The organism is Glycomyces sp. MUSA5-2 (genome assembly GCF_037034145.1).
Taxonomy (GTDB): domain Bacteria; phylum Actinomycetota; class Actinomycetes; order Mycobacteriales; family Micromonosporaceae; genus Glycomyces; species Glycomyces artemisiae.
This window is the reverse complement of the sequence record NZ_JBAGKG010000005.1, coordinates 74,943-87,628: the sequence shown is the minus strand read 5'-3', so window position 1 is coordinate 87,628 and position 12,686 is coordinate 74,943. Positions and strand designations below refer to the sequence as shown.

General features: G+C 71.6%; 8 protein-coding genes. 4 read left to right on the top strand and 4 right to left on the bottom strand.

The genetic code is table 11. The annotated features are described in order from the left end of the window. Positions 1–154 precede the first annotated feature (154 nt). From WA640_RS16820 to WA640_RS16810, 3 genes are all read left to right on the top strand, one after another. Positions 155–904, top strand: a complete 750-nt coding sequence (locus tag WA640_RS16820; protein WP_335989652.1) for a DedA family protein — start codon at positions 155–157, stop codon at positions 902–904. 440 nt (positions 905–1,344) lie between these two features. Beyond that, a complete protein-coding gene (locus WA640_RS16815; RefSeq protein ID WP_146147982.1) occupies positions 1,345–1,767 on the top strand; it encodes a hypothetical protein in 423 nt (140 codons plus the stop codon). 315 nt (positions 1,768–2,082) lie between these two features. Further along, a complete protein-coding gene (locus WA640_RS16810) occupies positions 2,083–3,078 on the top strand; it encodes a chaplin family protein (protein WP_335989069.1) in 996 nt (331 codons plus the stop codon). Between the two features lie 106 nt (positions 3,079–3,184). Here WA640_RS16810 and WA640_RS16805 read toward each other — a convergent pair whose 3' ends face one another. Both WA640_RS16805 and WA640_RS16800 read right to left on the bottom strand, forming a co-directional pair. Beyond that, positions 3,185–3,694: an SRPBCC domain-containing protein gene (locus WA640_RS16805; protein ID WP_335989068.1), complete on the bottom strand. Its 510-nt coding sequence runs from the start codon at positions 3,692–3,694 to the stop codon at positions 3,185–3,187. Continuing rightward, positions 3,691–6,186, bottom strand: a complete 2,496-nt coding sequence (locus WA640_RS16800; protein WP_335989067.1) for an Hsp70 family protein — start codon at positions 6,184–6,186, stop codon at positions 3,691–3,693. The genes WA640_RS16805 and WA640_RS16800 overlap by 4 nt, the downstream gene beginning before the upstream one ends. A gap of 231 nt (positions 6,187–6,417) precedes the next feature. Here WA640_RS16800 and WA640_RS16795 point away from each other — a divergent pair, with 231 nt between their 5' ends. Further along, positions 6,418–9,507, top strand: coding sequence for a glycoside hydrolase family 3 C-terminal domain-containing protein (locus WA640_RS16795; RefSeq protein ID WP_335989066.1), 3,090 nt, complete (start codon positions 6,418–6,420; stop codon positions 9,505–9,507). Positions 9,508–9,567: 60 nt separating this feature from the next. Here the strand turns inward: WA640_RS16795 and WA640_RS16790 are convergent, their stop codons facing one another. Further along, positions 9,568–10,452, bottom strand: coding sequence for an NUDIX hydrolase (locus tag WA640_RS16790; RefSeq protein ID WP_335989065.1), 885 nt, complete (start codon positions 10,450–10,452; stop codon positions 9,568–9,570). Next, positions 10,452–12,500 carry an RNA degradosome polyphosphate kinase gene (locus tag WA640_RS16785; protein ID WP_442904768.1) on the bottom strand — a complete coding sequence of 683 codons (2,049 nt, stop codon included), beginning with the start codon at positions 12,498–12,500 and terminating at the stop codon, positions 10,452–10,454. Before WA640_RS16785 ends, WA640_RS16790 begins: the two co-directional genes overlap by 1 nt. Between the last annotated feature and the right edge of the window lie 186 nt (positions 12,501–12,686).

Below are 12,686 nucleotides of genomic sequence, written 5' to 3'. Positions count from 1 at the left end.
ACTAAGTATGGCCCGGCCCCGCACGCCGCGCGACACCTGGCCGAACGCCTCCCGCGCCGCACGCCGCGAGGGTCGGCCGCGCGGCCCCCGGGGCTCGGTCCGATGACCGAGGCGGGCTCGAACGCGAGCCGGTTACGCTGGCCGCGTGACCAACATGCTCAGCGGAACACTGGCACTGGCGGCCGCCTCCACGGGAGACGTCACCCACGCCGACGAATACGACGGCATCATCGGGTGGGTGCTCGACCTGATCACCAGGTTCGGTGAGGTGGGCGTGGGCCTCGCGCTCGCGATCGAGTCCGTCTTCCCCCCGATCCCCTCCGAGCTCATCCTGCCCGTGGCGGGGTTCCTGTCCTACCAGGGGCACATGAACTTCTGGCTCGCGATGTTCTTCGCCGCGCTCGGCTCGATGGCCGGCGCGTACATCCTCTACTACGTCGGCTACTTCTTCGGGCGCGAGCGCACGCGGTGGCTGTTCGAGAAGCTGCCCCTCCTGGAGCTCAAGGACTTCGAGCGCTCGGAGAAGGTCTTCGCCAGATGGGGCGGCGTCGCGGTGCTCGCGGGCCGCTGCCTTCCCCTGGTGCGCAGCGCGATCTCCGTCCCGGCGGGGATCGAGAAGATGCCGTTCTGGAAGTTCACCGGCTACACCCTCGTCGGCTCCGTGGTGTGGAACGGGATCTGGATCGGCCTGGGCTTCGCGTTCGGCCCCGCGATCGAGCCGATCCTCAACGAGTACTCGGGGCTGCTGAGCAAGATCGTCGTCGGCATCATCGGCGTCCTGTTCCTGTGGTTCGTGGTGCAGCGCACTATGAAGATCATCCGCAACAAGCGGAACGGCGGCGGCCAGGATCAGAACGGCGGTGCGGGGCACTCGGACACGATGATCCTGCGCCGGGTGCAGTAGCCGGAATCACTCCGTTTTCTTTACGGCCCTTCGCGTTCGCGTGAAGGGCCGTTCCGCGTCCCCCGAACACCCCCGACTCGGGCATATGCGTCATCCTCACATTTCGGGTGCGCAACGTCGCATCATTTTCGAATTTCTTCGCGTCTGGGCGTAACCGCGCCCCCGCCTCTCCAGTTATTCAGGGTGGCCGCACGCGATGCGGCCGGACCGGAGTGTCACCGGTCCTTGGACAGCGAGCGCGGTCCCCGATCCGCCGGCGATCCAGCCGGTGCGGTCGCGGCTGGGGGTCGCATGAGCGGGCGCCGCAACCGGCGCCGCCGCCATCAGCCGCTGGTGAACCGACAATTCAGCGATCTTGCACCGCTCCGCGGTCCGTCCGTGCTGCTTCCCCAGTCGCCGGACCCGGACGGTACGAAGAAAGGCAAAACAAGCAGATGAAGATGCGCACTGTGCGTACGGCGGGCCTCGTCGGGGGCCTCGCCACGGGGGCTCTGCTGCTCGCGGGGACGGCCGCTCAGGCCGCCGACAACGGCGTCGAGGAGTCCGCGGGCGACCTCGTCGCGGCGACTCCGGAGGCCCTCGGGGGGCTCCCGGTCGCTCCGGACCAGGTCACCGGCATGGCCGGCGGTCTGACCCAGCAGGTCCCCGGGCTCGACGCGGTCTCCGCGGTCCCCGGCCTCAACATGCTGGTGCCCTCGGGTCCCGACGCCGAGGCGAAGACCGACAAGCCCGCCGAGAACCCGGCCAAGGGCGGCCAGGACCAGAAGGACGAGGAGCCGCAGGGCGGCCCGCTCGACGCCCTGCCGGTCGACGACCTGCTCGGCGGCCTCGGCGGCGGCCTCCCGGTCCCGCTGCCCTTCTAGGGCGGCCCCATACGACGGCCAGGCGCCCGCCGCGCCCGGCCCGACACGGACGACGGGCCCGTCCGGCCCGCGGCGGTCCGCAGGACGAGCGAACGCGCTGAGGCGGTGCACCGCCGAGGCCGCGCGAGCCTGCCCGCGAACCGCCGCACCGGACGGCCCGCCGCCCGCGCACCACAACTCTCCCGGTTTCGATAGCACCCTGTGACGAGGTGGGACCCAGCCCGCCTCCGAACGCGCACAAGCCATCGGAGCCACGGAGCTTCACGGGGGACGTGATGGAACAGCAACAACCATTTCCCTGAAAGGTGAGACTTCGTGACTAACTCATGGGCTCGCAAGACCGCGCAGACCGGACTCGTCGCCGTCGGGGCGGTCCTCGTCGCCGGCGCCGGCACCGCGCACGCCACCGGGCCTGACACGACCACGCAAGGCAACGTCGGGGCCGTCTCCGGCAACCAGGTCGTGGCCCCGATCCAGGTGCCCGTCAACATCTGCGGCGTCGCCGCGGCCGTCCTCGGCACCGCCGACGCCGGCTGCGAGGGCGGCGCGGACGCCGACTTCGGCGGCGCGGGCCACCTGACCACCCAGAACAACACCGGTCTGGCGAACGGCAACCAGGCGTTCGCCCCCGTCCAGGTCCCGGTCGACGTCAGCGGCATCGCCGCCGCGGTCGGCGGGCACTCGGGCGCCGGGTCCGACGGCGGCTCCAGCGCCAACGTCGCCGAGTCGGGGCACGTGACCGAGTCGGGCAACACCACGACCCAGCGCAACTGGGGCGCGCTCTCGGGCAACCAGCTGCTCGCGCCGATCCAGGCCCCGATCAACGCCTGCGGCAACGCGATCGCCATCGGCGGCGTGTCCGACGCGGGCTGCGAGGGCGGCGCGGACGCCGACTACTCCGGCGCGGGCCACCTGACCACCCAGGACAACGTGGGCCTCGGCAACGGGAACCAGATCTTCGCGCCGATCCAGGCGCCGGTCAACGTGTGCGGCAACGCCATCGCGATCCTCGGCGTCGCCACCGCCTCCTGCGACGGCGGCTCTGAGGCCGAGATCCCCGGCGGCCACGAGGGCCACGACAGCCACAAGGGCCTGGACCAGGGCGACATGGAGGCCGCGGACGTGGACCTCAACGAAGAGGCCCTCCCCGTCCCCGGTCTCGACACGGTCGGCGGCGTCGTCAGCGGCGCCCCGGTCGTCGGCGGCCTCACCGGCGGCCTGGTCGGCAACACCACCTCCGAAGGTGTTGCGGACACGGCCTCCGACGCGGTCTCCGGCGTGACCGAGCTGGCCGGCGCGGGCGTCCTCTAAGACCCGCAACGCAACGGGGACCGCACCGGCCAGGAGCGGCCCCGAAGAAGAGAAGTACAGCGAATCGCGCCGCGGCCCGACGGGCCGCGGCGCGAAGTCGCGTCAGTTATTCGGGCTTCTCGTGGAGGCGGGCGGCGAGCGCCTCGTTCATCGACGCGAAGCCGCGCTCGGTGTCGCCGAGGGTCCTCGCCATGAGCGGCACGAGGATGCCGGTGAACCGCTCGCCGTGGGTGAGGACCGTGGTCCCGTCCTGCTGCGGTTCGAGCACGAAGTAGTGCTCGCCGTCGAACAGGCCCCCGGGGCCGAGCTTCCCGAGCCAGCGGATCTGCCGGGCGGGCGAGACGCGCAGGACGCGCGGGCGGAACGTCATCGGCTTCCCATTGCCCTGCACGAAGGTCGCTTCGAGCCGCTCGTCCTCGGCGAGGAGACCGGAGATCTCCCTGATGAACGGGTTCCACTCGCCGTAGGCGGGGAAGTCGGTGAGGACCGCCCACACCTCGTTCGCGCGGGCTTCGAGGTGCGCGGTCGTCTCGATCCGGTGCTCCTTGCCCCCGGCCCAGATGGCGTACGCGGTGATTGCGGCGACGATGACGGCCGCGACGACCAGGATGATCACTGTCCCAGACTCCAGAATTGAATGTTGCCTTGGTCGTCGCCGGTGACGGCGTACTGCACGCCGTCGACGGTGACGTCCACGAGTTTGAGGGGCGCGGCGCCGCCGTCCAGGGTGAAGTCGACCGTCTCGCCTGTGGAGACGGCGATCGCGCCGGCGTCGCCCGCCTTGCTGAGGCACAGCAGGGACTGCTCGACGGCGCCGTCGAGCGCCATGTCCACCATCTCGTAGTGGTACTGGTCCTTCTTGTCGCCGTATGCGAGCAAGGAGAGCGCGGGCGCCTGGTTCTCAAGGTCCCAGAAGTGCAGGTAGCCGTCGTCGCCGTAGATCATCGCGTACGGGGTGGACCAGTAGTAGACGACGCCGAACGCCTCGGTGATGACGCCGTCCATGTGGTCGTCGGACATGTCGAGGCCCATGGGGTCGCCGGTGCCGCCGTCGACGATGTCGACGGTCTGGTCGCCGGTGACGGCGACGACGTTCATCGAGATGCCGTCCTGGGTGGTGTAGAACCGCGGATAGCCGTAGCCGTCGGGGAGTGCGTGGCGCGCGAGCGAGGTCTCGTTCTCCAGGTCGTACAGCTCGTAGTCGGTGCCGGAGAGCACGCCGAGCGAGGCGGTCCACTCGATGGACCCGACGCGGTGGTACTCGGGGGCGGTGCCCTCGGCGATCATGTCGGGGACGCCGGCGGCGGAGAACTCGTCGGTCTCGGGCGTCCACAGGTACGGGACGAGGCCGGTGCCGATCGCCACCACGTACTCGCTGCCCGCGGAGGTGACGACGGGCCACAGGGCCAGGACTCCGGTGCCGAGGTCGAACTCGCGGATCAGCTCGCCGGTCGTCATGGACCAGCGGCGGATCACGCCGTCGTCGCCCGCGGAGAACAGGGTCGTCTCGCCGTTGTTCTCGGCGGCGGCGAGGGACTGGACGTGGTCGGTGTGAGCGCCGGTGATCTCGGAGAGGAGCGTGCCGGCCTCGGCGGTCGCCCAGTTCGGCTCGAACGCGGTGGCGATGACGCCGGAGTCGAAGGGGTCGACGTCCTCGCCTTCGTCGCGGTTGAAGTACCAGGCGAGCCCGGCGACGATGAGCAGGTCGACGGCGATGAACCCGGCGAGGAGGCGGCGGCCGACCTTCTTGCGGCGCAGCCGGTCCGCGTCGGTCTCGGGCGGCTCGGGGTCGCTGCCGGACACCGACATCGGGGGCGTCACGGGCTGGGCGGTGCGCGGCGGGAGCGCCTGCGCCGAGGGCGCGGGCGGGGACTGCGGGACGGGGGCCGTCCGCGGGGGGCTGTCCTGGCGGTAGGAGGTGCGCGGGGCGTGGGGGGTGTGCGGGGCGAGGGAGACGGCGGTCTGGGGCGTCAGCGGCGACGGGGCGGGCCGCGCGGGCGGCGTGTAGGGGCGCTGGAGCGACAGGGTCGAGGTGTCGGGGCCCGACCACAGGACCGAGCCCTCGGCGACGACGACCTCCGGCTGGTCGAGGACCGTGGGGGCGACGCCGAGCTCGCGGTGGAGCAGGGTCGCGACCAGGGGCATGCGGCTCGCGCCGCCGACGAGGAAGACGCCCGCGGAGTCGGCGAGGTTCAGGCCCGCGGCGCGGATGACGGCCTGGGTGACGCGGATCGTCTGCTCCAGGTGGGGGCGGGCGAGCTGCTCCAGCTCGGTGCGCGTCAGGTGCGCCTCGACGTCGAGGAGGGGGATCGCGATGTCCGACTGCTGGTGGCGCGAGAGGCGCTCCTTCGCGCCGCGCACCTCCTCCTGGAACTCCCGGAAGGAGCGGCGCTCCTCGATCGTGGTGGGGTTGACCAGGCGCTTCCAGCCGTCGCGGTCGCCGTAGACCGACCCGAGGTGCTCGATGAGGGCCGCGTCGATGTCGAGGCCGCCGAGGTCGCCGCGGCCGTCGAGGGCGACGGTCTCGAACCCGGTCTCGGTGCGGCGCACCACGCTCGCGTCGAACGTGCCCGCGCCGAGGTCGTAGACGACGATCGAGGAGCCGACCGCGGCCCGGTGCTTCAGGGTCTCCGCGTAGTAGGTCGCCGCGGCGACCGGCTCGGGCACCATGCGGACCGCGCCGAGCCCGGAGCGCGCGGCGGCGTCCTCCAGGACGCGGCGGCGGGCCGGGCCCCACTCGGCGGGGAACGTCAGGGTCGTCTGCGCGGGGCGGCCGACGACGCGGCGGCACTCGTCGGCGACCGCGTCGAGGACGGCGGCGATGAGGTCGGCGACGGCGAACTCGCGCTCGCCGAGGAGGGTCGAGGGCAGGTCGATGAGCCGCTTCGGGTTCGGCTCGAAGCGCTCGGGGTGCCTGCGGCCCGCGTGGACCGCGTCCTTGCCGACGAGCAGCCCGCCGTCGCCGTCGGCGCACACCGCCGAGGGCATCAGCGGGGCGCCGTCGAACAGCAGCGGCCGCACGCTCCCGTCGGCGCGGCGCACGACCGCGATCGTGTGCGAGGTGCCGAAGTCGACGCCGAGCGAGGTTCCTTGGGGGCCGGGGCTCATGACAGGAATCGTAACGAACCGAACGAACACGGAACGGCCCGCGCGGGCGGCCGCCCGGTTCCCGCCCCCGGGCCCTGTCGGCACCCGGTGGCATCGTTGAAAACGGGGGGCCACCCCGTGTCCGTTTTGCCCCGGGCGCTCCGTTCACATTCGCCACTCCTAACCCGCTTGAATTTGTTCGGTCGTCCGTCGTAATGTCGTGGGGTACTGACGCCGACCGATCGGACCCGCATGAGCGCTCCCGCCCACCTCGACCCGACCAGGCCCGTCGCCGAGCGCGTCGAAGCCCTGCTCGCCCTCATGAGCGACGAGCAGAAGCTCGCCTGCCTCAACGGCATCCCCGAGACCGTCCTCGCCGACGGCAGCATCCTCCCGGCCTTCGGCAACGCCTTCAACGAGGTGCTGCACAGCTCCGGCAAGAAGCCCGACGCCACGTTCTTCCCGCAGGCCATCGGCCTCGGCGCGACCTGGGACACCGAGCTGCTGGAGGCCGTCGGCGAAGCCGTCGCCCACGAGGTGCGCGCCCGCGACACCGACGTGTACGCCTCCTTCGGCCCCGTCGCCGACATCCGCTCCAACCCGCTCGCCGGCCGCTTCGAGGAGGGCTTCGGCGAGGACCCGCTCCACGTCGGCGCCATGGCCACCGCCTACGCGTGGGGCCTGCGCGGGCGCCACCCCGTGTACGTCAAGACCTTCACGCAGATGAAGCACTTCCTCGGCTACAACCACGAATGGCACCGCTCGCAGAGCTCGTCGTCCATGAGCGTGCGCGCCCTCCACGAGTACCAGGCCGTGCCCTACCGGATGCCGGTCGAGGCGGGCGCGGTCATGGGCGCGATGACCGCCTACAACAACGTCAACGGCGTGCCCTCGATCATCTCGCCGCTCATGCAGACCCTCCGCGGCGAATGGGCCGCGGACGGCGAGTTCTTCTTCCTCCCCGACGGCTGGGACGGCGTCAACCTGCACACCACCAAGGCCGAGCCGTGGGACACCTGGCAGGTCGACCCGCGCGGCGACGTGCCCTACCCGACCGCCCTCGCGGCCGAGCAGGGCCTCGCGATCGACGCGGACGAGAACGGCGTCTACGCCTCCGCGCTCATGCTCCTCGCCGGGGTCAGCCACTTCCACGACGGCTCCGAGCTGCCGTTCGTGCCCAACGCGGGCGAGGCCGTCGAGCGCGGCGTCCTCGGCGTCGACATGTCCCATGTGGACCGCGCGGTGCGCGACTGGCTCCGCTTCCTCGTCCGCACCGGGAAGCTCGACGGCGACGCCTGCGAGTACAACCTCGTCCCGGCCGACCCGCACCCGCAGGACAGGCCCGAGCACCTCGCGCTCGCGCACCGCGCCGCCCGCGAGCAGCTCGTGCTCCTCAAGAACGAGCAGCACGCGCTGCCCCTCCCCGAGGCCGCGAGCGTCGCCGTCGTCGGCCCGCTCGCCGACCTCAACCTCCGCGACTTCTACAGCCCCACCGTCCCCGCCGACCGCCGCCCCAGCCCCCTCCAGGCCCTGCGCGAGCGCTTCGGAAACGTGACCCACCACAGCGGCAACGACACCGTCGCCTGGCAGGCGGGCGGCAAGTACGTCACCGTGGCCGAGGACGGCGCCGTCGCCGCCCGGTCCGACGACCTCGGCGCGACCGAGACGTTCGAGGTCTGGGACTGGGCGCACGAGCAGCACATGTTCCGCCACAACGCCACCGGCAAGTTCGTCCAGGCGAACCTGTTGCAGCGCAGCGACGGCCCGGCCACCTTCGAGAACCAGGCCGGCGCCTCCGGCGGCGGCGGGCCGCGCCTCGAAGCCGTCACCGACGTCATGGAGGACGGCGACGCCTGGTTCACCCACCAGAACCTCCACTACCGCCGCGACGGCGGTGCGGACGGAGGAGCGGTCGAGCTCTTCGGCGTCAACCACGTGCCCGCCGAGGCCGACGGCCCCTTCCACCTGTGCCTCGCCGCGGACGGCACGCTGCCGCTCGTGAAGGGCCCGGCCGAGCCGGTCCTCTCCGAGACGATCGTCGAGAACGGACCCGGAGCCTCCGCGGCCGTCGCGGCCGAAGCGGACTGGGCCGTCGTGCTCGTCGGGAACCACCCGATGGTCAACGCCCGCGAATGCTTCGACCGCCCCGGCCTCGACCTCGCGCCGCGCCAGGCCGACCTCGTCCGCGAGGTCGCCGCCGCCAAGCCCGGCCGCACCGTCGTGGTCGTGGTCTCGGCCTACCCGCTGGCGATCGGCGACATCGCCGCCGACCCGAACGTGGCCGCGATCCTCTACACCTCCCACGCCGGGCAGGCCCTCGGCCCCGCGCTGGCCGACGCGATCAGCGGCGACTACTCGCCGGCCGGGCGGCTCACCTCGACCTGGCTCGCCGACACGTCCTCGCTCCCGAAGGCGGGCCCGCGCGCCGAGGCCTTCCGCGTCAGCGACGTCGACATGCTCGAATACGACGTCATCAGCGCCGGGCTCACCTACCAGTACTCGAAGGCCGAGCCGGTCTACGGGTTCGGGCACGGCCTGAGCTACACCGCGTTCCAGTACGGCGACCTCCATGCTCCGTCCACGGTGGATGCCACCGAGCGGTTCACCGCGGCGGTCGACGTCACCAACACCGGCGACCGGACCTCCGACGAGGTCGTGCTCCTGTTCGCGAGCATCGGCGAGTCGGCGTACGGCGACCGCGTCCCCGGGACGCGGCTCGCCGGGTTCACCCGCGCCCGCGACATCGCCCCCGGCGAGACCCGCCGCGTGGAGATCGAGGTCGACCCGCAGCACCTGTTCGTGTGGGACGTGGTGAGCGGCAAGCGGATCGTGGAGACCGGCGACTACCTGTTCGGCATCGGCACCGACAGCGAGGGCCCGGAGGCCGAGGTCCGCATCCAGGGCGAGACGATCGCGCCGCTCGACCTCTCCCGGACCGCGAACGTCTGGGAGAAGGCCACGATCGCCGAGGGCCTCACCTACTGGGAGGTCGCGAAGCTGAACACCCTCAAGCGCGAGGGCGGCTACCACTCGACCGGCTCGCGCCGGGCGGGCAGCCACGTCGGCTTCACCAGGGCCGTCCTGGACGGCGCCGAGGCGATCGAGCTGCGCACCGCCACGACCACCGCCGACTGGGCCGACCTCAGTGACCCGGTGATCGAGGTCCGCGCCGCGGCCCCCGACGGACCGCTCCTCGCCGAGGTCGAGGTCCCGAAGACCGCGGGCCTCCAGTCCTTCGCCGACGTCACCGCGCCCCTCACCGGCGCCGAAGGAACCCAGGACCTGTACCTGGTCTTCCGCTCCGGGGGCATCTACATCGACACGATCCGCCTGGCCCGCTAAGCGAATCGCATAGAAGAAAGGGGGCGGGACCGAACGGTCCCGCCCCCTTCATGCTGCGCTCTAGTCGTGGTGCTCGGTGGCGACGATCCGCCCGCCCGCGGTGTGGAAGACCACGAACTCGCCCTTCTCCAAGGGCCCCACCGGCACCGTGGTGCCGAGGCGGCCGCTCGTGTAAGCGATCATCTCGTCGATGTGCTCGCCGTGCCCGCACACGACCGCGGGCCTCCCCGACTCGATGATCTCGTCGAGGCGCGCGGTGGCCTTGGCGGGCTTGAGGGTCCCGATGGTGAACTCGGGCAGGCCGGTCACGGCGACGCCCTCGGCGGCGCAGTACGGCAGGAGCGTCTCCAGGCAGCGGGCGCTCGACGAGGAGTACGCGGCGCCCGCGGGGAACGCGGCGAGCAGCACTTCGAGCTGCTGGGCGCGCTCGCGGCCCCGCTGGTTCAAGGGCCGCAGCTCGTCCTGGTCGAACCAGTCGGCCTTCGACATCGCGATCGCGTGGCGCACGAACACGATCGGGACGGTCTCGCGGGCGATCTCGCGCGAGAAGTCCTCCAGCACGGGCTGGTCGCGCTCGTAGGTGAGCCGCTCGGCGACCCGGTCGAGCGGGATCCACTCCAGGTCGTCCACTTCGCGCGGGTCCACGGCCTCGTCGACGGCCTCGCCGTCGGCTGCCGGTGTCGCGCACCAGTAGTCGACGCGCTTGAGCTTCCCCTCCTTGTCGTAGAAGGAGGGCGCGAGCGGGCGGCCGAGGACGGGGCGGATGCCGGTCTCCTCGAAGACCTCGCGCTGGGCGGCGGCGAGGAGGTGCTCGCCGCGCTTGAGCTTGCCCTTCGGGAACGTCCAGTCGCCGTACTTGGGACGGTGGATGAGGGCCAGCTCGGGGCGGCCGTCCTCGCCCGGGCGCCAGAGCACGGCGCCTGCGGCGAGGATCTCGGGTTGCATCAACGGTGCTCCTGCATGAGTTGTTCCTGGAGGTCCGCGCCGCCCCTCGGGCGGGACCACAGCCCGAGCGGGCCGAGCCGCCAGGTCCGCGTGCCGTCGTCCATGCCGCGGTCCAGGAGCGAGGTCAGCTGCGCGCGATGGGCGTCGCCGAGGACCCGCACCAGGACCTCGACCCGGCGGTCGAGGTTGCGGTGCATGAGGTCCGCGCTGCCCAACCATACTTCCGGGTCGCCGCCGTTCTCGAACACGTACACCCGGGAGTGTTCGAGGAAACGGCCGAGCACGGAGCGGACGCGGATGTTCTCGGACAGGCCGGGCACGCCGGGCCGGAGCACGCAGATGCCGCGCAGGAGCAGGTCGACCTGGACGCCCGCCTGGGAGGCGCGGTACAGGGCGTCCACGATGCCCTCGTCGGTGAGCGAGTTGCACTTGAACCGCAGGCGCGCGGGCAGGCCCGCCTTGTGGTTGTCGATCTCGCGCTCGATGCGCTCGATGAGGCCGGGGCGCAGGGAGTGCGGGGCGGCGAGGAGCCGGTGGTAGTCGACGTCGCGGGAGTAGCCGGTGAGGTGGTTGAACACGGCGTTGACGTCCTCGCCGACCTCGGGGTCGGTGGTGAGGAGCCCGAAGTCCTCGTAGAGGCGCGCGGTCGTGGGGTGGTAGTTGCCGGTGCCCACGTGCGTGTACCGCAGGAGCGTCCCGTCGGCCTCCTGCCGCACCACGAGCGAGAGCTTGCAGTGCGTCTTGAGGCCCACTATCCCGTACATGACGTGGCAGCCGGCCTGCTCCAGCTTCTGCGCCCAGTCGATGTTCGCCTGCTCGTCGAAGCGGGCCTTGATCTCCACGACGACCACGACCTGCTTCCCGGCGTCGGCGGCGTTGATGAGCGCGTCGACGATGGGGGACTTGCCGGAGGTGCGGTACAGGGTCTGCTTGATCGCGAGGACCTTCGGGTCCGCGGCGGCCTCCTCGATGAGCCGCTCCACCGAGGCGGTGAACGAGTCGTAGGGGTGGTGGACGAGGACGTCGCGGTCGCGCATGACGGCGAACAGGTCGGACTCGGGCGGCAGGACCCGCTCGGAGGGCCGGAACCGCGGGTACTTCAGGTCGGCGCGGTCGATGTTCGCGATGGCGTCGAGCCCGGCGAGGTCGAGCGGCCCGGGGAGGCGGTAGACGACCTCGTCGTCGACGCCGAGCTCCGCGGTGAGCCGGTCGAGGACGCGCGGGTCGATGGTGTCCTCGACTTCGAGGCGCACGACGGGCCCGAAGCGGCGGCGCAGCAGCTCCCGCTCCAGGGTCTGGAGGAGGTTCTCGGTGATGTCCTCGTCGATCTCCAGGTCCTGGTTGCGGGTGACGCGGAACGTGTGGTGGGCGAGCACGTCCATGCCGGGGAACAGCTGCGCGAGGTTCGCGGCGATGACGTCCTCAAGGGGCGTGAACCGGCCGGGGGCGACGGCGATGAACCGCGGCAGCAGCGGCGGGACCTTCACGCGCGCGAACCGGGTGGTGCCGTTGCGGGGGTCGCGGACCTGCACGGCGAGGTTGAGGGACTGCCCGGAGATGTACGGGAACGGGTGCGCGGGGTCGACGACGAGGGGCGTGAGCACCGGGTACACGCGGGTGCGGAACAGCTCCTGCATGCGGGCGCGCTCGACGTCCTCCAGGTCGGCCCAGCGGACGATCGCGATGTCCTCCTTGGCGAGGAGCGGCGCGATCTCGTCGCGGAAGTACTCGGCGTGCTCGATGCTCAGCTGGTGCGCGAGTCCGGCGATCCGGCCCAGGAGCGCGTGCGGGGAGCGGCCCGTGGAGGTGCGCACGGGCAGGCCGGTGGCGAGGCGGCGCATGAGCCCGGCGACGCGGACCATGAAGAACTCGTCGAGGTTGTTGGAGAAGATCGAGAGGAACCGGACCCGTTCGAGCAGGGGCAGCTCGGGCGACTGCGCCAGGCGCAGGACGCGCCCGTTGAACCGCAGCCAGCTCTCCTCGCGATCGAGGAACCGGTCGGGTGGCAAACCGGCGTCAACGAGGGGAACAGGGTCACTATTCGTCATACATCACAAGGTTAACGAAGAAAATGAACTCGTGGTGAACGCGCTTTGAAATCCGCTCATGATCGCCGGATCACGTTCCGTGACCACAGGGGAGTCCCGCTGGCAGCGCGTCCGCGCCGGTCTGCGGCGAACGCGTGCGGGGACGGCCTGGTCGGGGAACACTGGGCGCCGGAGCCGAAACCACAG